We start from the raw sequence: 22358 nt of genomic DNA, 5'->3' as shown, positions 1-22358 counted from the left end.
TTCTGTTACGTACGTCTCCGATCCTGTCACGCTGCGCTGACAGTGAGAGGCCGCGGGCCCCGATTGTCAGTGGTGCGGCCTAGGATCGTGGGCGTGTCAGAGACAGCATCGAAGAAGACCGCAGACAACCGTCCCCGCCTGCTCCTCATGGACGGGCACTCCCTGGCGTACCGAGCGTTCTTCGCGCTGCCCGCGGAGAATTTCACCACCGCGAGCGGCCAGCCGACGAACGCCATCTACGGCTTCGCGTCGATGCTGGCGAACACGCTGCGCGACGAGGCGCCCACGCACTTCGCGGTGGCCTTCGACGTGTCGCGCAAGACGTGGCGCTCGGCCGACTTCCCGGAGTACAAGGCAAACCGCTCGACGACCCCCGACGAGTTCAAGGGGCAGGTCGAGCTGATCGGCGAGCTGCTGGACACCATGAACGCGCAGCGGTTCGCGGTGGACGGCTTCGAGGCCGACGACATCATCGCCACGCTCGCCACCCAGGCGGAGGCCGCCGGCTTCGACGTGCTGATCGTCACCGGCGACCGGGACTCGTTCCAGCTGGTCTCCGACCATGTGACCGTGCTTTATCCGACCAAGGGTGTCTCCGAGCTGACCCGGTTCACGCCGGAGAAGGTGCAGGAGAAGTACGGGCTGACCCCGTCGCAGTACCCGGACTTCGCCGCCCTGCGCGGCGACCCGTCGGACAACCTGCCGGGCATCCCCGGCGTCGGCGAGAAGACCGCCACGAAGTGGATCAACCAGTTCGGTTCGTTCGCCGAGCTGGTCGAGCGTGCCGACGAGGTCAAGGGCAAGGTCGGGCAGGCCCTGCGCGACCACCTGGAGTCGGTCAAGCTCAACCGGCACCTGACCGAGCTGGTGCGTGACGTGGAGCTGCCCAAGGCCGTGGCGGACCTGGAGCGCGTGCCGTACGACCGGTCCGCGCTGAAGGGGTTCTTGGAGGTCCTGGAGATCCGTAACCCGAGCCTGCGGGAGCGGCTGCTCGCTGTCGACCCGGGCGCCCAGGAGGAAGAGGCACCGGCCCCGGACGCCGGTGTTCAGCTCGACGGCACGGTGCTGCGCGCCGGCGGGCTGGCCACCTGGCTCGAGCAGCACGGCGGGCAGCCGCTCGGCGTGGCGACCGTCGCGACCTGGGCCCTGGGCGTCGGCAATGTCAGCGAGGTCGCGCTGGCGGCCGCCGACGGCAAGGCGGCCTGGTTCGACACGACCGAGCTGGACGAGTCGGACGAGCGGGCCTTCGCCGCCTGGCTCGCGGACCCGGCCCGGCCGAAGGTCATGCACAACGCCAAGGACGCGCTGCGGGTCTTCCCCGAGCACGGCTGGCACATCGAGGGCATCACGATGGACACGGCGCTCGCCGCCTATCTGGTCAAGCCCGGCCGCCGGTCCTTCGCCCTGGACGCCCTGTCCGTCGAGTACCTCCACCGTGAGCTGGCCCCGGCCGCCGCCGACGGCCAGCTGTCCTTCGGCTCGGAGGAGGACGAGCAGGCCGAGGCCGACGCCCTGATGGCGCAGGCCCGCGCGGTCCTCGACCTGGGCGACGCGTTCGCCGTGAAGCTGAAGGAGGTCGGCGCGACCGAGCTGCTGCACGAGGTGGAGCTGCCCACGTCGCTGCTGCTGGCCCGGATGGAGCGGTACGGCATCTCGGCCGACCGCGCCCATCTGGAGGCGATGGAGCAGCAGTTCGCCGGCGCGGTGCAGCAGGCGGTCAAGGAGGCGCACGCGTCGGTGGGCCACGAGTTCAATCTCGGCTCGCCCAAGCAGCTCCAGGAGGTCTTCTTCGGTGAGCTGAACCTCCCCAAGACGAAGAAGACCAAGACCGGTTACACCACGGACGCGGACGCACTGGCCTGGCTGGCCGCGCAGACCGAGCACGAACTGCCGGTGATCATGCTGCGTCACCGTGAGCAGGCCCGGCTGCGGTCCACGGTCGAGGGTCTGATCAAGACGATCGCCGGTGACGGCCGGATCCACACCACGTTCAGCCAGACGGTCGCGGCGACCGGACGCCTGTCCTCCACCGAACCGAACCTGCAGAACGTGCCGGTGCGCACGGACGAGGGCCGTGCCATCCGTCGCGGATTCGTCGTCGGCGAGGGCTTCGAGTCGCTGATGACCGCCGACTACAGCCAGATCGAGCTGCGGGTAATGGCGCACCTGTCGGAGGACGAGGGCCTGATCGAGGCGTTCACCTCCGGCGAGGACCTGCACACCACCGTCGCCTCCCAGGTGTTCGGCGTGGAGCGGTCCGCGGTCGACGCGGAGATGCGGCGCAAGATCAAGGCCATGTCGTACGGCCTGGCCTACGGCCTGTCCGCCTTCGGCCTGTCGCAGCAGCTCAACATCGAGGCGGGCGAGGCGCGGGCCCTGATGGACACGTACTTCGAGCGGTTCGGCGGGGTGCGCGACTACCTGCGGCGTGCCGTCGACGAGGCGCGGGCCACCGGGTACACGGCGACGATGCTCGGCCGCCGCCGCTACCTGCCGGACCTCAACAGCGACAACCGCCAGCGCCGTGAGGCGGCCGAGCGGATGGCGCTGAACGCCCCGATCCAGGGCACGGCCGCCGACATCGTGAAGGTCGCCATGCTGAACGTCGACCGGGCGCTGACGGAGGCGGGCCTGAACACCCGGATGCTGCTCCAGGTCCACGACGAAATCGTCCTGGAGCTGGCCCCGGGGGAGCGCGAGCGGGTGGAGGAGATCGTCCGCCGCGAGATGGCCGGCGCCGTCAGCCTGCGCGCCCCGCTCGATGTGTCGGTGGGTGTGGGAACCGACTGGGAGTCCGCCGCGCACTGATACGCGTAACGGATACGTGTAACTGAGACGCGTAACTGAGACGTGTAACGGAGACGCGTCCCTGCCTCCTTGCGGAGTGGGGGAGTGCCCTCAGTCGCCGGGCCGGCCGGCGTTTCCGGCCGGGACAGGTGATGCGTGCCTGTCCGGTGACTGAGGGCCGGCGTCTGTGGCGGCAGGCTCCCGCGGGCTGCCGCGCAGCCACAGCCGCACCACCACGGCGTACAGGACGAGCCCCACGGCGAGCCCCGCGCCTGCGCCGAAGCACGCTGTCGGGACGAAGTCGAGCGGTGTCAGCCGCACGGTCTGCGCGGCGTACCAGCGCACGCACCGGTGTACGACGCCGGCCAGCACGCACAGTGCGAGCAGCCCCCAGGCCGCCCACCGCCCGCGCACGTCCAGCAGCGGTACGGAGCCGGGAGGGGGCCCGTCCGGGTGGCGCCGCAGTGCCGAGACCGTGAACCACACGATCACCACGAGGGCCACCGCCGAGCCGCCGTACTGCGCGTACATGTACATCGGGAAGCCAGCGACGATCTCGCCGAGGACCGGGAAGACCTTCATGCCCCACCGGTCGAGATGCGTGAAGCTGTCCCAGAAGACGTGCGTGCAGCTGCCGATGGCGGCCGAGAGGAAGAACCGCCAGGCCAGTGCGGGGAGTTGGATACCGGTCCAGTCCTCGCCGCGTACGAAGCCGTGGAAGCGGGCCTGCCGGCGCCGCGGCACCAGGGCGAGCAGAGGTTCGCGCATCAGCAGCCACAGGCCGACGAGCGCCGCCGTGATCAGTACGTCGACGGTGACGAGACCCGGCAGGGAGTGGGTGACGTCCCCGAAGGCCATCGCGGCCGGAACGGCGGTGGCCGCGAAGTAGGTCATGTCAGGCGCGAACGACCCTGCGACGAGGGCCGATGCGAGCAGCGGTCCGCGCGCGGTACCGTCTCGTCGAATGCCTGACAGTACCGCCGCCGCATGGCTGAGTGTGAACGGCAAAGGTCCCCCTTGGTCCTCTTTCGATCAATGACGATCAGTATGCCGCCCATGGTTCCGAGTTGAATTTCAGTGAACAAGCGGCAATAAGGCGACAGCCGCCGGTGTCCCGGCACTGCGAATTGTCGTAGTGTCGCCTGAGTCTTCGCGCTGGGGAGCGCGAACAGCCGTTGACGGGAGGGGCCAGACGTATGGCAGCGCAATTCGGTCGCAGGCTGCGCAAGGGGGCGACAGCCACCACGGTGGCAGCGCTCGTAGTGGCAGCGCTCTCCGCCTCTCAGGCGCCGGGCAGCACTTCGGTGCCAGCCGGCGAGAGAGCCGGCGAGGCGACCGAGCCGCCCGGTACGCCGGTGACGGGCAACTCGCCGTACTTCACGGACCTTCCACCCCTGAACACGCCGAACAAACCGAACAAGCCGGGCACTTCGATCGACCTCCCCGTGGTGGCCGGCCCGGCCGAAGCCGGCATACCCGCCACCGTCCTGGACGCGTACAAGCGGGCGGAAGAGACCATCAGGGAGACCAAACCCGGCTGCCGCCTCCCGTGGCAACTGCTCGCCGCCATCGGCAAGGTCGAGTCGGGCCAGGCGCGCGGCGGCCGTGTCGACGCCAACGGCACGACGCTGACACCGATCCTCGGCCCGCAGCTCAACGGCGTCGGCTTCGCCAACATCTCCGACACCGACAACGGTGCGTACGACGGCGACACGACGCACGACCGCGCGGTCGGCCCGATGCAGTTCATCCCGTCCACCTGGGCGGTCTGGGGCCAGGACGGCAACGCCGACGGCCGGAAGAACCCGAACAACATCTACGACGCGGCGCTCGCCGCCGGCCGCTACCTCTGCGCCCACGACCGTGACCTTTCGGCGCAGGGCGATCTCGACCAGGCGATCCTCGGCTACAACCGTTCGCGGGAGTACCTGCGTACGGTCATGTCGTGGTTCGACTACTACCGGCGCGGCAACCACGAAGTGCCTGACGGTACGGGATTCCTGCCGGGCAGCGGCGAACCCGACAGCCACGGCAACGGGCGCGGCAGCGGCAACGGCCGCCCCGACGCTCCGGTTACGACCCCGCCCTCGACCCCGGAGACCCCCCGGCCCGGCAACCCCTCCACACCCGGAAGGCCGGGCGGCGACGGCGTCAAGCCCCCGGCCACCCCGCCGGTCAAGCCGCCCACCACACCTCCGGGCACCACGCCTCCGGGCGCCAAGCCGCCCACCACGCCTCCGCCCTCCCCACAGCCCCCGGCCCCGGCGCCCGTCACCGCCCTGGAGCGTGTCGGCAGCGCGAGCGTGACCGCCACCGAGGGCGAGAAGTTCACCGACCGGCTGCGGGTACGGGCCAAGACTTCCGCGGGCAAGGTGGTCGCGCGCGCCAAGGTCCAGTTCCAGATCATCGGCGACACGGCGGCGCGCTTCCCGGGCGCCGAGACCCGCATCGTCGTCACCACCGGTACCGACGGCATCGCCACCGCGCCCACCCTCAGCGCGGGCGGCCGGCCCGGAAAGTTCATGGTGCGCGCCAAGGCGCTCGGCACCACAGCTCCCGCCGTGGACTTCGCCGCCAGTGTCGCGGCCAAGCCCGCGCCCGCGCCGCAGTCCGACGCGTTGGCCCGTACGTCCGACAAGGAGCTCAAGGCCCAGGCCGGCGGCTCCTTCACCGACGCGGTCGAGGTGAAGGCGACGTACAAGGGCAAGGCCGCGGCAGGCGTCGCAGTGAGCGCGACGATGGTCACGGACGATGCCGGCCGGCCCGCGGAGAACGACAAGGGCCCGTACTTCAAGGACGCCGACGGCAAGACGGTCCGTACTCTGACCGCTCTCAAGACCGACGCCAACGGCCTTTTGAAGCTTCCCGAGATCTTCACCGACGGCAACGCGGGAACGTACAAGCTGCGTCTCACGACCGCCGACGGAGTCGTCCTCACCGTCGAACTGACCGTCACGGCGGCCACCACCGCACCGACGACAGACCCGACGGCCGACCCGTCGACGACTCCCTCCAGCACACCCACCGAGTAAGACTCCCGCTCCTCGGCTCTGCCGCCGCTGCCCCGCCCGGACGCCGTCCCGGACGGGGCAGCGGCATGTCGGTACGACGTGTTCTCATCTCGCGGCTCCATTGCTACGGTGCCACCGCCCATCCGACTGACGCAGTATCAGATTCCGGGAGACCGAGCATGCGTGCTCTCGTCGCCGCCGCCATCGGGCTGGCCGCCGCCCTCGCGCTCGTCCTCACCGTCACGGCCGTCGGCGCCCCGCAGGGGGAGACCTCGCCCAAGCCCCTGCTGACGACCGTTCCCGGGCCGAAGAAGTAGAGGGGCTCGCGCCGTGCGCCGTAAAGCCAGCCTGGTCCTGCTCGCCTTCGCGGTCTTCCTCGTCGCCCTGGCACCGCTGCTTCGCTGGTACGCCTTCCCGCGTCTCGCCAAGATCCCGGCCGGCCAGTACCAGGAGATGGTGCTGGAGGCGAAACCCGCGACGCTTCTCGAGTACAGCTCCATGAAGGCGAAGGAGGTCGAGAAGGTCACCATCGTCCAGACCCTCAAGGGCAACGTCGAGGAGTCAGAGAAGATCGAGCGGAGCGCCGGCCGCGACGTGGTCGTGTGGGACTCGCTGTCGTACGTACAGGGCCCGGACGGCAAGATGGTTTCGGCCATTCCCGAGCGCTACATCTTCGACGCCCACAGCCAGGCCCCGGTGCACGCCACCGGCGAGATGGTCGACGGCGACCGGGTCCGGCGCGAAGGCATCGAATTCAAGTGGCCCTTCCTCACCGAGAAGCGCGACTACGAGTACTTCGACGCGCAGACCCGCACCTCCGCCCCGATCCACTACAAAGGCGAGCGGACGTTCCGTGGAATGGACGTCTACTACTTCGAGCAGACCATCCCCTGGACCAAGGTCAAGTACCCGAAGAAGATGCCCATGCCGGGGATCGACGCGACGAAGCTGGAGCAGCAGACCGGTACGACGCGCTGGTACACCACCCGGCGGATGTTCTGGGTGGACCCCGTTACGGGTGCTCCCGTGAACGGCGAGGAGATCCACCAGGAAGAGCTGCGCGGCGGCAGCCTGCTGGGCGGCCGCGACAAGGTCACCGCTTTCGCCGGTCACGTGAAGATGCGCGAGGACTACATCGACTCCACCGTCGAACTCGTCAGGACCAACCGCGTCGCCGTACTCATGCTCACGTCGTACCTCCCCTGGGGCTTCCTGCTCCTCGGCGGCTCCCTCTTCGCGCTCGCCCTGTACCTGGAGGCGCGCGATCGCAGACCGGGGGACTCGGCCGAAAACACCACTCTGCGGCCGGAACCGGTCGGCACATGACCGGTCAGCACATGACCGGTCAGCACATGACCGGTCAGCACATGACCGGTCGGCACATGACGGGTCCCGAGACGCCCCCCGGACTCAGCCCCGCCCGAGCCGAGCCTTCGTGTACTTCGTAGCAACAGCCGCCGCCGGATCCTCCGGCCACGGATGCTTCGGATAGCGGCCCCGCAACTCCGCCCGCACCGCGCGGTACCCGTCCCGCCAGAACGATGCGAGATCCGCGGTGACGGCCGCCGGACGCCCGGCCGGCGACAGCAGGTGCACCAGCACCGGCACCCCCGCCACCCGCGGCGTCTCGGCCAGCCCGAACATCTCCTGGAGCTTCACCGCCAGTACGGGCTGCTCCCCGCCGTACTCCACCCGGACCCGCGACCCGCTCGGCACCTCGATCCGTTCCGGCGCCAGCTCGTCCAGCCGCGCCGCGTCGCCGGACGCCCACGGCAGCAGCCGGTTCAGCGCCTGGCCCGCCTCGATCCGGCCCAGGTCGGCCCTTCGCCGAGCCCGTGACAGCTCCGGCTCCAGCCACTCGTCGGTACGTTCCGTCAGGGCCGCGTCGGAAACGTCCGGCCACGGGGCGCCCAGCACCCGGTGCAGGAAGGCGAGGCGCTCCCGCAAAGCCTGCGCGTCGCGCGTCCAGCGCAGCAGCCCCGGCCCCTCGCGCCGCAGCCCGTCGAGGAGCGCTTCCCGTACGCGTTCCGTATCCGGCTTCTTGAGCGCCCGTACGGCCAGTTCGACCGCGCCGAGGTGCCGCACATGGCGCGCGACGACATCCCCGTCCTCCCAGCGCACCTCTTCGCCGGACACGAGCAGATGCTCGGCGGCCAGCTTCGCGGTGTCCTCGTCGATGACGGCGGCGAGGCGCACGCGCGCGGAGGCGGCATGGACCGAACGGTCGGCGACGGCGACCGCCAGCCACGGCGCACTGCGCAGCCGCGACCCGTCACCGAGCTCGGCCCCGGTCCCGGAAGCCATGAGGAAGGCGCCCTCACCACGGGCCCTGGCGACCCGCTCGGGGAACGCGAGCGCGGCCACGAGTCCGGCAACAGCGTCGTCGCTCCCGGCGCCCGTGGCACCGACTGCCCGGCTGCTCTGGCTGCCTGCGCTCGCGGCCCCCGCGCTCGCGGCTCCCCTGCCGACCGGTCCCGTGGGGCTCGCTCCGGCGCCACCGCTTCCCGCCACGCCTGCGCCCGGCCCTGCGGCGTCGCCGGCTCCGGCGGGGTGACCGGCGCTCTGCCCACTGCGGGGCTCCGCGCCCGAACCTTCCGCCGCCGAAGCCAGTCGCCTCACCTCCTGGCGCCAGCGCGCCCCGTACGCGTCGTTCCCGCGACGGGCCCCCCGCCAGGCCGCGGCCAGGTCGTCGCCGTACTCCCTCGGGGGCTCCTCGCTCAGCAGCGCGACCACCTCCGCCGCACGGCGTACGCCGACCTCCCGCGCCCCGTCGAGGAGCGCCCGCGCGAGCCGGGGGTGCAGGCCGAGGCGGGCCATCCGTACGCCCCTGTCGGTCGCCCGGCCGGATTCGTCCACGGCCCCGATCGCGGTCAGCACCGTACGGGCCGCCGCCATCGCCCCGCCCGGCGGCGCATCCAGCAGGGCGAGCCCGCTCGCGCCGGGGTCGCCCCAGCACGCCGCCTGGAGAGCGAACGCCGTCAGGTCCGCGACCTTGATCTCGGGGGAGGGGAAGCGTGGCAGCCGTACGTCGTCGGCCTGGTCCCAGCACCGGTAGACCGTGCCCGGCGCCTCCCGCCCGGCACGCCCCGCGCGCTGCCGTGACGCGGCCTGTGAGGCCCGTACGGTCGTGAGCGCGCTCAGCCCCCGCGCATGGTCCGTACGGGGCTCACGCGCGAGCCCCGCGTCCACGACGACCCGTACACCCGGCACCGTCAGGCTCGACTCGGCCACCGAGGTCGCCAGCACCACCCTGCGCGTACCGGCGGAGCCGGCAAGCACCGCGTCCTGCACCGCCGCCGGCGCGCGCCCGTGCACCTGGAGCACCTCGGCGCCCACCCCGGACAGCCGGCCGGCGACCCGCGCGATCTCGCCCACGCCGGGGAGGAAGCACAGCACATCGCCGTCCCGCTCGGCGAGGGCCCTGCGCACCACTGCGGCCACATGCGTCAGCAGCGCCGGATCGACGCGCATGCCGTGCGGCGGCCGCACCGGACGCGCCGGCGGCGCCCACACCGTCTCCACGGGATGCGAGACGCCCTGGGCCTCGATCACCGGCGCGTCGCCCAGCAGCCGCGCCCAGCCCTGCGCGTCCGTCGTCGCGGAGGCGGCGAGGAGCCGCAGCTCCGGCCGCAGGGCGGCCCGTACGTCGAGGAGGAACGCGGCGACGGTGTCCGCGTCGAGGTGCCGCTCGTGACACTCGTCGAGGACGACGACATCGACCCCGGCGAGTTCCTGGTCGCGCTGGAGGCGCTGGAGCAGTACACCGGTGGTCACCACCTCCACCACCGTGTCGCGCCCCACCACGCGTTCTCCGCGCACCGTGAAGCCCACGCGCCCGCCGGCACGCTCGCCCAGCAGCCACGCCATGCGCCGCGCGGCGGCCCGTGCCGCGATCCGCCGCGGCTCCGCGACGACGACCTTCCGCACGGGCCGGTCCGCGTCGAGCAGCCCTGCCAGGACCAGCGGCACCAGCGTCGTCTTGCCCGTCCCCGGCGGCGCGCACAGCACCGCGCTCCCGTGCGCGTCCAGGGCGCGCTCCAGGGCGGGCACCGCGGTGCGTACGGGAAGCTGCCCGAGGGCGTCGGTGCGGATCACGCCCCTAGTCTCGTACGCAGACGAAAATCGCCGTTCCCGGGATCAGGTTTCCGCGCAACGGGGACCAGCCGCCCCACTCCTCCGTGTTCCAGGCGGGCCACTCCGGCTCGACGAGGTCGATCAGGCGGAAACCCCCGGCCACCACGTCCCGTACGCGGTCGCCGATCGTTCTGTGGTGCTCCACGTAGACCGCGCGTCCCTGTTCGTCCTGCTCGACGTAGGGGGTGCGGTCGAAGTAGGAGGCGGCGACCGACAGGCCCTCGGGACCCGGCTCGTCGGGGAAGGCCCAGCGGATCGGGTGGGTGACGGAGAAGACCCAGCGTCCGCCGGGCCGCAGGACACGCCGTACCTCGCGGAAGACCTCCGCCGGATCGGCGACGAACGGCACCGCGCCGTAGGCCGAGCACGCCAGGTCGAAGGACGCGTCCCGGAAAGGCAGCGTTCCCGCGTCCGCCTGCACCAGAGGCACGTCGCCGCCGATCCGCAAGGCGTGCTGAAGCTGGCGGTGGGAGAGGTCCAGGGCCACGGGGCGCGCGCCCTGCGCCGCGAGCCAGCGCGAGCACTGCGCGGCGCCCGCGCCGATCTCCAGAACGTCGAGTCCCTTCAGGGACGCCGCCGGGCCCAGCAGGCCGGCCTCCGCCTCGTCCAGTCCCTCCGGGCCCCACACGAAACGGTCGTCACCGAGGAACGCGCCGTGCTCGCTCTGGTACTCGTCCGCGTTACGGTCCCACCAGCCCCGGCTGGCCCTGCTGCTCTCCGCCTCGCCGGTCTCGCGGCGGGTCGCCTCCCCCTCTTCCGGGTCGTCCGGCACGTAGGTGTCGAGGGCCTCGAAGGCGTCTTCAGGGCTGCTGGTGTACTTACTGTGGCTCATTGCGCCCGTCTGTCTCGTCTGCGTAGGCTCCGCTCGAACCTGTAGCTGCAGAGTGCGGTGCGGCCGTTGTGGCCTCGCCAAACATTGATTGTGCCGGGTATGGGACGTTCCGCCCTGGGTGTGCGCTTCGCGCATTGACCCTGCCCGGCTGCCCCCGTATGCTACAAGTTGCGCTGCGAGCCTGCGCACCTCAGACAGAGCAGGCTGCGCTTGCACCGGTTGTATGTCCCCTCGGTTGTCGAGGCGTTTTCCGTTGTCCGGAATCCCGTCTCCTAGGCTGCCCGGCGTCAGCAGGTGCCGATACGGGCTCCCGGCGTAGCAGTACCTACGACTTACTGTCCGTACCGGAGCCCTTACCCACATGACGAGCAGCACCGAGACCACCGCTTCCACCACCCCGCAGGTAGCGGTCAACGACATCGGTAACGAGGAAGCCTTCCTCGCCGCGATCGACGAGACGATCAAGTACTTCAACGACGGCGACATCGTCGACGGCGTCATCGTGAAGGTCGACCGGGACGAGGTCCTGCTCGACATCGGTTACAAGACCGAAGGCGTCATCCCTTCCCGCGAGCTTTCGATCAAGCACGACGTCGACCCCAATGAGGTCGTCAAGGTCGGCGACGAGATCGAAGCCCTTGTTCTCCAGAAGGAGGACAAGGAAGGTCGCCTCATCCTGTCCAAGAAGCGTGCGCAGTACGAGCGCGCCTGGGGCACGATCGAGAAGATCAAGGAAGAGGACGGGATCGTCACCGGCACCGTCATCGAGGTGGTCAAGGGTGGTCTCATCCTCGACATCGGCCTCCGTGGCTTCCTGCCGGCCTCGCTCGTCGAGATGCGCCGCGTCCGCGACCTCCAGCCCTACGTGGGCAAGGAGCTCGAGGCCAAGATCATTGAGCTGGACAAGAACCGCAACAACGTGGTCCTGTCCCGCCGTGCCTGGCTCGAGCAGACCCAGAGCGAGGTCCGTCAGACCTTCCTCACGACCCTGCAGAAGGGCCAGGTCCGCTCCGGCGTCGTTTCCTCGATCGTCAACTTCGGTGCGTTCGTGGACCTCGGTGGCGTCGACGGTCTCGTGCACGTCTCCGAGCTCTCCTGGAAGCACATCGACCACCCCTCCGAGGTTGTCGAGGTCGGCCAGGAAGTCACCGTGGAGGTCCTCGACGTCGACATGGACCGCGAGCGCGTCTCGCTGTCGCTCAAGGCGACGCAGGAAGACCCGTGGCAGCAGTTCGCCCGTACGCACCAGATCGGGCAGGTTGTTCCCGGTAAGGTCACGAAGCTCGTTCCGTTCGGTGCGTTCGTGCGCGTCGACGAGGGCATCGAGGGTCTGGTCCACATCTCCGAGCTGGCCGAGCGCCACGTGGAGATCCCGGAGCAGGTCGTCCAGGTCAACGACGAGATCTTCGTCAAGGTCATCGACATCGACCTCGAGCGCCGTCGCATCAGCCTCTCGCTGAAGCAGGCCAACGAGTCGTTCGGTTCCGACCCGGCCTCGGTCGAGTTCGACCCGACGCTGTACGGCATGGCCGCGTCGTACGACGACCAGGGCAACTACATCTACCCCGAGGGCTTCGACCCCGAGACCAACGACTGGCTCGAGGGCTTCGAGACCCAGCGCGAGGCGTGGGAGACCCAGTACGCCGAGGCGCAGCAGCGCTTCGAGCAGCACCAGGCCCAGGTCATCAAGTCCCGCGAGGCCGACGAGGCCGCCGCTGCCGAGGGTGCTGCTGCCCCGGCCGCCGGCGCCCCGGCTGCCTCCGGCGGCAGCGGTGGCGGCTCCTACTCCTCGGAGTCGGCGGACAACTCCGGCGCTCTGGCGTCGGACGAGGCCCTGGCCGCGCTCCGCGAGAAGCTGGCGGGCGGCCAGAGCTGACGCTCTGACCACCGACTGGTAACCGGCTGAAAGTAAGGCCCGCTCCCCATTGGGGTGCGGGCCTTACTCATGCCCGCATCGCATGATCACAGAAGGGGCGCGGGCCGGGAATGCCCGCGCCCCACGGCACGTTCTTCCGTAGGAACACGAGGAGGAGCGGTAATCGTGCTTGATCCGCAGGATTTGTATGAGTGGGAGCCGAAGGGCCTCGCCGTCGTCGACATGGCGCTCGCGCAGGAATCGGCCGGACTGGTCATGCTCTACCACTTCGACGGTTACATCGACGCGGGTGAGACCGGCGAGCAGATCGTCGGGAAGCTGCTGGACACGCTGCCCCACCAGGTCGTGGCACGTTTCGACCACGACAGGCTGGTGGACTACCGCGCCCGCCGCCCGCTCCTGACCTTCCGGCGCGACAAGTGGGCGGAGTACGAGGCGCCCGAGATCGACGTCCGGCTCGTCCAGGACGCGACCGGAGCGCCCTTCCTGCTGCTCTCGGGACCCGAGCCGGACGTGGAGTGGGAGCGGTTCGCCCTCGCCGTACGGCAGATCGTCGAGCGGCTCGGGGTGCGCCTCTCGGTGAACTTCCACGGCATCCCGATGGGCGTCCCGCACACCCGCCCCGTCGGCATCACCCCGCACGGCAACCGCACCGACCTCATGCCGGGCCACCGCAGTCCCTTCGACGAGGCCCAGGTGCCGGGCAGCGCGGAGTCGCTCGTCGAGTTCCGGCTCGAAGAGTCGGGGCACGACGTGCTCGGTGTCGCGGCGCACGTGCCGCACTACGTCGCGCGTTCCTCGTACCCCGACGCCGCGCTGACCGTCCTGGAGGCGATCACGGCGGCGACCGGCCTGGTGCTGCCGGGCGTCGCGCACGCGCTGCGTACGGAGGCCAGGCGTACCCAGGACGAGATCGACCGGCAGGTTGGTGAGGGCGACGAGGAGCTCGTCTCGCTCGTACGGGGCCTTGAGCACCAGTACGACGCGGTGGCGGGCGCGGCGACGCGGGGCAACCTGGTCGCTGAACCGGTCGACCTGCCGTCGGCCGACGAGATCGGTCTCGAATTCGAACGCTTTCTCGCGGAGCGGGAGGGCGACGTCTAGGCCCCTGCGGGCCCCTCGTCTAGGCTTCCGCGCATGCTGAAGGTGGGCCTGACCGGCGGAATCGGTGCCGGCAAGAGCGAAGTGTCACGGCTGCTCGTCTCGTACGGAGCCGTACTGATCGACGCCGACAAGATCGCGAGGGAGGTCGTCGAGCCCGGAACGCCAGGGCTCGCGGCGGTCGTCGAAGCCTTCGGGGAGGGCATCCTCGCGGCGGACGGCACTCTGGACCGGCCGAAACTCGGCTCGATCGTCTTCGCGGACGCTGCCCGTCTTGCGACGCTGAACGCGATCGTCCACCCGCTGGTGGGCGCGCGCTCGGCCGAGCTGGAGGCCGCGGCGGGAGTGGACGCCGTCGTCGTCCACGACGTACCGCTGCTCACCGAGAACGGTCTCGCGCCCCTGTACGACCTGGTGGTCGTGGTGGACGCGTCACCGCGCACACAGCTGGACCGGCTCGTGCGGTTGCGCGGCATGACCGAGGACGAGGCGCGCGCCAGGATGGCGGCGCAGGCGAAGCGGGAGCAGCGGCTGGCCATCGCGGACCTGGTGATCGACAACGACGGGCCGCTGGAGGCCCTGGAGCCGCAGGTACACAAGGTGTGGGCGGAACTGTCGGAGCGGGCCGCGTCGGCGACGTCGTGACGGCGGGCTTGCTGGGTGGCGCCCTGCCTGGCTGGCGTCCTGCTTGACCGGCGCCCTGCTTGACCGGCGCCCTGCTTGGCCGGCGTCCGGCTCGGCCGGTGGCTCGACCGTCGACCTCTGGCGGAATACGGCATGCTGCCGGGCCCGTTGGAAAGAATCAGGTGAGCGGAAGGATGCAGGCGTGCCCGAAAGCAGCCCGGAGACCCACATCATCGACTACCGCGCGGCGGAGCATCTGCTGGCCGCGCGGGATCCGCGCGGAGCCGTGAAGCTCCTGGACTCGGTCATAGCGGCCCACCCGGAGAACACGGCAGCCCGGCTCCTGCGGGCCCGCGCCTTTTTCGCGGCTGCCCAATTGCGCTCGGCGGAGCTCGAATTCCAGCTCGTGCTGGAGCGTGAGCCCGACAACGCCTTCGCTCATTTCGCCCTTGCGCGCACGTACGAGCGTGCCTTGCGCGCCGACCGGGCGAAGCGGCACTTCCGGCTGGCGGCGGCGCTGGATCCGAAGCCGGAGTACCTGGCGGCGGCGAGGTTCGACGCGGACGACTGACCGGACGGCCGGGGCTCACCGGCGCGGCGGATCGTACGGCGGGACGTCGCGGCCGGGCTGGTAGTGCGGGCCCTGACGGATGTGGCGTACGACCATCACCAGGTCGGCGGTGATCACGACGGCGAGGATGCCGCAGGCGATGGCCCAGCCGGTGCGGCCGGTGGCGGCGAAGGCGAGCGTTCCGCCGACGGCCCAGAGCAGGCCCCACAGGCCCAGCACGAGCCGCAGCCGCAGGGGACTGCGTGCGGTCTTCGGTTCACTCCCAGTACGCATGATCATGACGAATCGCCTCTTTCCGTGGGACATGTACCCGGCGATGAGTTCCGGGACGCGGCACGGACTGATCGGCGTCGGAGAGCTTCGACAAGATCGGTTTTCGGGGACTGGTTCATGTACGTCGTCGCGCGTAACCGGGGCCCGACCGGCCACGGAACCGGCGTCCCCCGCAAATCCGGCGCGGGGGGACGCCGGGCGTTCGGCGCGGGGTGGCAGCGCGGCGTGACGTTCCTCGTCAGCCTGGCGTCGGCTCTGTTACGTGTCCCCGTCCCCGTGCCTTTCCACGTCCTCGCCATCCGGGTCCTCGTCGTGGCGGTGAGCGGACTCCTGGGCGCCCACATTGGGCGACGTGGCGTCGCCGCCCTCGCCGTCGTCTTCTCCACGGGCGGGGTCGCGCTTCGCGGTGTGAGGCCCGGACTGCTTGATCTCCTCCGCGAGCTCGTCGGCGGCGGTGCGGGGCTTGTCGTGGTGTTCGCCCACGGCGGTTCTCCTCTTTCCTCGGTTTTCCTCGGTGACTGTGCCGGTCCGGGCCGGGTGCCTCATGCCGTGATGTTCATGCGTACGCCGCCGCCCCCGCCTGCGCGGCGTCACCCGAGACCAGTGCCAGGACCACTGCCAGACCAGCGCCAGGACCAGTGTCAGACCCCGCCCGTAGACTCGCACGTGGACAGAGACACAGGCGCCACGAGCGCACGAGTACGACCATGCGACCAGCGGGGACGGGGGTGAAGCCATGACGGGCACGGGATGTCGCGCCGCGGTTTTTCTTCCTGCCGAGCTGCCGCGTGAAGGCCGCATCGCCCTCTGGGATCCCGACGGCGGCGCACTGCCCGACGCCTCCACCGAGATGACGGTCGTACGGCGCCAGGGCGTCGGCACAACCGCCGTACGCCGCCACACTGTGCCGGCCGTCCTCCTACCCCTCTCCGAAGCCCTGCCACTGCTGGCCCGAGCCCGCCATGACCCCGCCGCCCACCCCGCCACCCGCTGCTGGGGCGCGGCGGCGCTGCACGCCCTGCATCTGGCCGCGCGGGGCCGGCTGCTGCCCGGGCTCACCGCCGGGGACCACGACGCCTGGCGGGCCGGGCCGCTCGACGCCGACGACATCGCGCAGGTACGCGCCATCGCCGCGGCCATGCCCCCCGAGGCGCACGCCGTTCCGCTGCCGGAACGTACGCCCCTCGAGCTGCCCGCCCCCGAGGCCCTGGTGCGGGCGTTCCTCGACGCGGTCGTGGACACACTGCCCCGCACACCGTCAGCGGCGTACGCGGTGGGCGCGCCCTTCGCGGCACGCACCGCGCAACACCTTCCGGGCCTGCGGGAGTGGGCGGCGGAGGTCGCGGCCGGGATGGACGCGGGGGTCCGCGTATCGCTGCGCCTCGACCTGTCCCAGTTCGAGCTCTTCGACAGCGCGGCGAACGCGACGCGGGACGAAGAAACGGCAGAAACGGCAGAAACGGCAGAGACAGCAGATACTGAACAGTCGCGCGAGAGCGGGGAGGGTGGCGCGGAGCGCCGAGCCGGCACCGCCCTGGTCCAGGTCCACAGCCTGGCCGACCCCACACACGTCATCGACGCCGCCGCCCTGTGGTCGGGCGGCGGCAGCGAGGGCTTCGGCCCGCGCGCCCGCATCGACGCGGTGCTCGCGCTGCGCCGCGCGGCGCGCGTCTGGGAACCGCTCGGCCGTCTGCTCGAACGCCCGGTCCCCGACGTACTGCCTCTGTCCGAGGACGAGTTGTACGAGCTGCTTGGCCCGGCGGCTGCCAGGCTCGGTGCGGCGGGTGTCGCGGTCCACTGGCCCAGAGAGCTGGCCCGTACGCTCACGGCGACCGCGGTCGTACGCTCCGCGCCCGGGTCCGCGACCGACGGCACCCCCTTCTTCGACGCCCAGGAACTCTTCGCGTTCAGCTGGCAGCTGGCGGTCGGTGGCGAGCCGCTCAGCGAGGCGGACATGGACGCACTCGCCGAGGCGCACCGCCCGATCGTCCGGCTCCGGGACCAGTGGGTGGTGGTCGACCCGGCGCTCGTACGCAAGGCGCGCAAGCGTGAACTGGGCCTGCTGCAACCGGTGGACGCACTGGCGGTGGCCCTCACCGGCAGTGCGGAGGTCGACGGCGAGCAGGTCGAAGCCGTTCCGGTGGGCGCCCTGGCCGCACTCCGGGACCGCCTCACGGCCGGCACCGGTGCGGGCGCGCTCGTCGCCCAGCCGCCCGGCCTCGACGCCACCCTGCGCGACTACCAGCTGCGCGGGCTCGCCTGGCTGGACCAGATGACCTCCCTCGGCCTCGGCGGCTGCCTCGCCGACGACATGGGCCTCGGCAAGACGATCACGGTCATCGCCCTCCACCTCCGCCGCGCCCGCACCGCCCCCACCCTCGTCGTCTGCCCCGCGTCCCTCCTCGGCAACTGGCAGCGCGAGATCACCCGCTTCGCGCCCGGCGTCCCCGCCCGCCGCTTCCACGGCGCGGCCCGTACCCTCGACGACGCCGGCGAGCCCGACGGCGGCTTCGTCCTGACGACGTACGGCACGATGCGCACCAGCGCACCCGAACTGGCCGCCCACACCTGGGGGATGGTCGTCGCCGACGAGGCGCAGCACGTCAAGAACCCGTACTCCTCCACGGCGAAGGCGCTGCGCACCATCCCGGCCCCCGCGCGCATCGCCCTGACCGGAACGCCCGTGGAGAACAACCTCTCCGAGCTGTGGGCGCTCCTGGACTGGACGACGCCGGGCCTGCTCGGCCCGCTGAAGTCCTTCCGCGCCCGCCACGCGCGGCTGGTCGAGAGCGGCGAGGACGACGAGGCGTCCGAGCGCCTGGCCCGTCTCGTACGCCCCTTCCTCCTGCGCCGCAAGAAGTCCGATCCGGGCATCGTGCCGGAGCTGCCGCCCAAGACGGAGACCGACCACCCCGTCTCGCTCACCCGCGAACAGGCCTCCCTCTACGAAGCGTCCGTACGGGAATCCATGGCGGCCATCGAGGGATCGGAGGGCATCGCGCGCCGGGGCCTCGTCATGAAGCTCCTCTCCTCCCTCAAGCAGATCTGCAACCACCCCGCGCAGTATCTGAAGGAGGACACGCGGCGCCTCACCGGCCGTTCCGGCAAGCTGGAGCTCCTCGACGAGCTTCTCGACACGATCCTTTCGGAGGACGGCTCGGTCCTGGTCTTCACGCAGTACGTGACCATGGCCCGTCTGCTCGCCGGCCACCTGACGGCCCGCGCGGTGCCGTCCCAGCTCCTGCACGGCGGCACGCCCATCGCGCAGCGCGAAGAAATGGTGGACCGCTTCCAGTCCGCCGAGGTCCCCGTCTTCCTGCTCTCCCTCAAAGCGGCCGGCACCGGCCTGAACCTCACCCGCGCCGCCCACGTCATCCACTACGACCGCTGGTGGAACCCGGCGGTCGAGGACCAGGCGACCGACCGCGCCTACCGCATCGGCCAGACACAGCCGGTGCAGGTGCACCGCCTGGTCGCGGAGGGCACGGTCGAGGACCGTATCGCCGAACTGATCGCTTCCAAGCGGGCGTTGGCGGACGCGATCCTGGGCGGCGGAGAAGCGGCCCTGACAGAACTCACCGACCGGGAACTGGCCGACCTGGTCTCACTGCGGAGGCCGGCATGAGCGCGACCAGCAGCAGTTGGTGGGGCAACGCCTGGGTCGAGGCCCTGGAAGCCCTCTCACTCGACCCGGCCCGGCTGGCCCGTGGCCATACGTACGCCAGTGAGGGCAACGTCGGCGCGATCAGCGTGACGCCGGGCCGGATCATCACGTACGTACGAGGCAGCCGCCCGCGGCCGTACCGTACGGAGATCCGTCTGCGCACTCTCTCCGACGACGACTGGGACCGTTTCCTGGCCATGGCGGCGGCCAGCCCGTCCCACATGGCGGCCCTGCTCGACAAGGACATGCCGCACTCCCTGGTCGATTCGGCGGCCGAGGTGGGCGTCGACCTGCTGCCGGCCCCCGGTGACCTGGTCCCGTCCTGCTCGTGCCCGGACCGCGGCCACCCCTGCAAGCACGCGGCAGCCCTCTGCTACGAGACCGCCCGCCTCCTCGACGCGGACCCCTTCGTCCTGCTCCTCATGCGAGGCCGGGCCGAGCGCGACCTGCTCGACGAACTCGCCCGCCGCAACGCCGCCCACTCCGCCCGCGAAAAGCCCGCACCCCCGCCCTTCCCGGGCGTGCCGGCCACCACCGCCCTGACCCCGCGTACGCTGCCACCCCTCCCCGGCCCACTGCCCGTACCTCCGCACCCGGGCCACGCCTCAGGCGCGTACCCGGGCACACGGGGCGCCCCGGACCCCCTCTCCCTCGACCTCCTCGTCACGGACGCGGCGGCCCGCGCCCACACGCTCCTGACCACCGGCACCGACCCCATCGCCACGCTCACCCTCCGGCAGGACGCGGTCCGCCTGGCCGCCGCCCAGCCCGGATCCGGCCTGACAGCGGCCACCCGCACCCTGTACGCCGCCCTGGCCCGCGCGACCGGCCGCACCCCCACCGACCTGGCCCGCGCGGTGGCCGCCTGGCAACAGGGCGGCCTCACCGGCCTCTCCGTCCTCGAAACCCCCTGGGACCCCCCGGCAGGCCCCTTCGACCGGGCCCGCCCCGCCCTGGCCGCCGCCGACCTCCCCCGCCTGCGCCCCCACCGCAACCGCCTCAGCGACGCGACCCGCGGCATCCAGCTCCGCCTGGGCCACGACGACCGCTGGTACCCCTACGAATCGGATCCCGGCACAGACGACTGGTGGCCAACGGGCCCTCCGGACGAAGACCCGGTAGGTGCACTGACGGCACTGCTGGACGCCTGACGTCACAGGCCGGCGAGGTGGTCGTGTTCCGCCGCGACCGCCTCCCGCCAACCGTCGTGCCGCGGCCGGGCGCGCGCTTAGGGCCCGGCCACCGTGCCAGTCTCCGCCGGTCATGACCGTGCCGGCTCCTCAGGCCGACGCGACCTCCGACGGCCGGCGACCGGCCCGAGACTCCAAGTGCACGATCACACTTGAGTAGAAGCGGTCCACCGCGTCGTCGACGCTGCGGATGAATCCGGACTCGGCGTTCCCACGAGTGCTGCCCACACTCTTGGAGAGAGACAGCCGGAAGCCGGAAATCTGCCCACCGGCGTTCCTCGGGACGAGGTCGCCGGGTTCGGGCCGGAGTTTCTCCAGCGTGCCGCGCGGGCCTGCGCCCTGACCGTCGAGAAGCGCCTGGACATGGAGGTCGGCCGGCGCCTCCACGAGCTGCTTCAGCAGGCGCTTGACCCTGCTGAGGGGATACACGTGGTCGGGGGCCACGATGTCGATGGAGGTCCGTAGTTTGCCCAGCCGCAGGTCGGCGGTGATGGCGAGTGCTCCGGCCACGCCGTCGATACGGATTTCGGCGTGCAGCCGCCCGTCTTCGCAGAAGCGCTCCGCGAGCTCCGTACGCCTGGACTGCGGGTCGGTGCCCCGCTTGGCGCGCTGGACCGGCATGACCTTCTCGCCCAGCTCGCCTCCCAGCCTCAGGCAGACCTGCCGGATGAGCCGTTCCCAGCTCTCGACGACGAGCACGGCTCGCTGGTCGCCCGGGCAGAGGGTCTCCTGGTCGATGCCGTTCCGTACCGGTACCCAGGCAGGTCCCATGTTCTGGAAGCCGTGACAACCGGAGTTCTCGTGCTGGAGGTACTGGAGGAGTTCCTGGAGCATCCAGGCGCGGATCTCGTTACGTACGCCTTCATGGCGGAGCAGCATCTGCGCCTGGTGGGTGACTTCGGCCCAGGAGAGGTGCCACAGGGCGACCTTGTGCTTCCGCCGGCCGTCGACCTTGACGTCGACGAGAGGACTGCCTTCGAGCGCCACATCGTTGGAGAGCGTGATCACGGCTTCGTATCCGCGCCGGGCGGCGATGTCCATGTAGTCCTGCACCTGCTGGGCCTTGAGCGGATTGCCGTTGGTCTTGGTCTCCACCAGGGCCGTCCAGAGCCTGCCCGCGCGCTCGATACGGATAATGCCGTCCGGGCGCCTGGGGTTGTCCCCGTTCGGCAGCGTGACTTCGGTGAACGTTTCGATGTAACCGGACGGCGCGCCGAAACCGGCGGTGAGCCTGCGGCCGAACTCCGGCACGTGGGCCATCACCGACAGCAGGATCGAGGTCGCCCGGACCTCGCGTTCCCTGTCGTTCTTGAGGGACGAACCGGGGAACAGCCGGGCGGTTCGCCAGGAGTCGTTCTCCGCCAGCGACTTCCTGGGGGCCTTGGGAAGCGTGACCTTCTTCCTGGCGGTACGCAGTCGGCGCGCGGGAGCAGCGGGCACAGGGCCACCCTGAGCCGGGACGACCACCGGAACCGCAACGACCGCGACCTCGACCACCGGATCCTCAGCCACCGGATCCTCAGCCACCGAAACCATAGCCACCGGAATGTCGGCGACCGACGCCGCCGGGCTCGGCACCGGGACCGCCGCCGAGGCCGGCGCTTCGCCGGAGACGTCCTGCAGGCCCTGCTGCGCAGCAGCCTCCATGTCCTCTTCGTCGTCATCGTCGATCTCGATGCCGTAGTCGGTGGCCAGTCCGGCCAGCCCGGTTTCGTAACCCTGCCCGACTGCCCGGAACTTCCACTCGTCGTTGCGCCGGTAGATCTCGCCGAAGACGAAGGCGCTCTCCACCCCGGTCTCAGAAATGGAGAATCCGACGAGTCGCTCGCCGCCCGCATCGGTGAGAGTGATGCGCAGGTTCTCCAACTGACCGAACCCCGCGCGCTGATGACGGCTGGCCGCGACTACTACCCGGTCGACGTCGGACGGTAACGCGGTGAGGTCGAGCTGGATGCGGTCCTCATTGCCGTTGCTGGTCGGCGTCTGGCCGAGCAGCTGCACGCTGCCGTTGTCGGCGGCCGGGTTGTTGTAGAAGAAGAAGTCGGCATTGCTGCGTACCTTCCCGTCCGCATCCAGCAGCAACACAGACACGTCGGCGTCCCCGTCCCCGTTGGGGCTGCTCCATCCCAGGCTGACAGTGACGGATCCGGTGTCCTCGCTGAGCGCTGCCAGACTGACATTCGAACCCTTGATCATCTCTTGCACGCGAAGCCCCCCAGGCGGTGCAAGGGCTGCGCGGCGGAGCCTGGACAGCCCTCCCTGAACACTTCCGGGGATGCCCACGGAAGCGGAATG

General features: G+C 70.9%; 16 protein-coding genes. 10 read left to right on the top strand and 6 right to left on the bottom strand.

All coding sequences use genetic code 11. The features are described from left to right. The first annotated feature begins 147 nt into the window (after window positions 1-147). Window positions 148-2808 carry a DNA polymerase I gene (gene polA, locus G412_RS0121895; protein WP_051338542.1) on the top strand — a complete coding sequence of 887 codons (2661 nt, stop codon included), beginning with the start codon at window positions 148-150 and terminating at the stop codon, window positions 2806-2808. Between the two features lie 90 nt (window positions 2809-2898). Here polA and G412_RS0121890 read toward each other — a convergent pair whose 3' ends face one another. Beyond that, window positions 2899-3795, bottom strand: a complete 897-nt coding sequence (locus tag G412_RS0121890) for a DUF4184 family protein (protein ID WP_028813949.1) — start codon at window positions 3793-3795, stop codon at window positions 2899-2901. Window positions 3796-3983: 188 nt separating this feature from the next. Here G412_RS0121890 and G412_RS0121885 point away from each other — a divergent pair, with 188 nt between their 5' ends. The 3 genes from G412_RS0121885 to pgfA all read left to right on the top strand — a co-directional run bounded on the left by G412_RS0121885 (window position 3984) and on the right by pgfA (window position 7124). Then, a complete protein-coding gene (locus G412_RS0121885; protein ID WP_028813948.1) occupies window positions 3984-5819 on the top strand; it encodes a lytic transglycosylase domain-containing protein in 1836 nt (611 codons plus the stop codon). Window positions 5820-5977: 158 nt separating this feature from the next. Next, a complete protein-coding gene (locus tag G412_RS39255) occupies window positions 5978-6115 on the top strand; it encodes an SPW_0924 family protein (RefSeq protein ID WP_106964148.1) in 138 nt (45 codons plus the stop codon). Window positions 6116-6128: 13 nt separating this feature from the next. Next, window positions 6129-7124, top strand: a complete 996-nt coding sequence (gene pgfA, locus G412_RS0121875) for a cell envelope lipid trafficking protein PgfA (protein ID WP_028813947.1) — start codon at window positions 6129-6131, stop codon at window positions 7122-7124. An 84-nt stretch (window positions 7125-7208) separates the two neighbouring features. On the opposite strand, the gene G412_RS0121870 is transcribed toward pgfA, so the two are convergent. Then, on the bottom strand, window positions 7209-9893 hold the full coding sequence (locus G412_RS0121870; protein WP_028813946.1) for an ATP-dependent RNA helicase: 2685 nt from the start codon (window positions 9891-9893) through the stop codon (window positions 7209-7211). A 4-nt stretch (window positions 9894-9897) separates the two neighbouring features. Next, window positions 9898-10764: a class I SAM-dependent methyltransferase gene (locus tag G412_RS0121865; RefSeq protein ID WP_244283175.1), complete on the bottom strand. Its 867-nt coding sequence runs from the start codon at window positions 10762-10764 to the stop codon at window positions 9898-9900. 361 nt (window positions 10765-11125) lie between these two features. On the opposite strand from G412_RS0121865, the gene rpsA reads away from it, so the two are divergent. From rpsA to G412_RS0121845, 4 genes are all read left to right on the top strand, one after another. Further along, window positions 11126-12640, top strand: coding sequence for a 30S ribosomal protein S1 (gene rpsA, locus G412_RS0121860; protein WP_028813944.1), 1515 nt, complete (start codon window positions 11126-11128; stop codon window positions 12638-12640). A 222-nt stretch (window positions 12641-12862) separates the two neighbouring features. After that, complete coding sequence (locus tag G412_RS0121855) at window positions 12863-13744, top strand: PAC2 family protein (RefSeq protein WP_425274500.1); 882 nt, start codon at window positions 12863-12865, stop codon at window positions 13742-13744. 33 nt (window positions 13745-13777) lie between these two features. Beyond that, complete coding sequence (coaE, locus tag G412_RS0121850) at window positions 13778-14386, top strand: dephospho-CoA kinase (protein ID WP_028813942.1); 609 nt, start codon at window positions 13778-13780, stop codon at window positions 14384-14386. A 181-nt stretch (window positions 14387-14567) separates the two neighbouring features. Then, the gene (locus G412_RS0121845) at window positions 14568-14936 is read left to right on the top strand and encodes a tetratricopeptide repeat protein (protein WP_028813941.1); all 369 of its coding nucleotides are present in this window, start codon (window positions 14568-14570) and stop codon (window positions 14934-14936) included. 15 nt (window positions 14937-14951) lie between these two features. Here the strand turns inward: G412_RS0121845 and G412_RS0121840 are convergent, their stop codons facing one another. Together G412_RS0121840 and G412_RS35525 are read right to left on the bottom strand one after the other, a co-directional pair. Beyond that, window positions 14952-15209, bottom strand: a complete 258-nt coding sequence (locus tag G412_RS0121840) for a DUF6343 family protein (RefSeq protein ID WP_028813940.1) — start codon at window positions 15207-15209, stop codon at window positions 14952-14954. A gap of 258 nt (window positions 15210-15467) precedes the next feature. Continuing rightward, the gene (locus G412_RS35525; RefSeq protein WP_037649515.1) at window positions 15468-15692 is read right to left on the bottom strand and encodes a hypothetical protein; all 225 of its coding nucleotides are present in this window, start codon (window positions 15690-15692) and stop codon (window positions 15468-15470) included. A 253-nt stretch (window positions 15693-15945) separates the two neighbouring features. Here G412_RS35525 and G412_RS0121830 point away from each other — a divergent pair, with 253 nt between their 5' ends. Together G412_RS0121830 and G412_RS35520 are read left to right on the top strand one after the other, a co-directional pair. Further along, window positions 15946-18834, top strand: coding sequence for a DEAD/DEAH box helicase (locus G412_RS0121830; RefSeq protein WP_028813939.1), 2889 nt, complete (start codon window positions 15946-15948; stop codon window positions 18832-18834). Further along, window positions 18831-20024 carry an SWIM zinc finger family protein gene (locus G412_RS35520; protein ID WP_051338536.1) on the top strand — a complete coding sequence of 398 codons (1194 nt, stop codon included), beginning with the start codon at window positions 18831-18833 and terminating at the stop codon, window positions 20022-20024. Before G412_RS0121830 ends, G412_RS35520 begins: the two co-directional genes overlap by 4 nt. A 129-nt stretch (window positions 20025-20153) precedes the next feature. Here G412_RS35520 and G412_RS0121820 read toward each other — a convergent pair whose 3' ends face one another. Then, the gene (locus tag G412_RS0121820) at window positions 20154-22259 is read right to left on the bottom strand and encodes a TerD family protein (protein ID WP_028813938.1); all 2106 of its coding nucleotides are present in this window, start codon (window positions 22257-22259) and stop codon (window positions 20154-20156) included. Window positions 22260-22358: the final 99 nt, after the last annotated feature.

Source organism: Streptomyces flavidovirens DSM 40150, assembly GCF_000429085.1.
Classification (GTDB): domain Bacteria; phylum Actinomycetota; class Actinomycetes; order Streptomycetales; family Streptomycetaceae; genus Streptomyces; species Streptomyces flavidovirens.
Note: the sequence above shows the minus strand (reverse complement) of the source record. Positions and strands in the feature narration are given on the sequence as shown.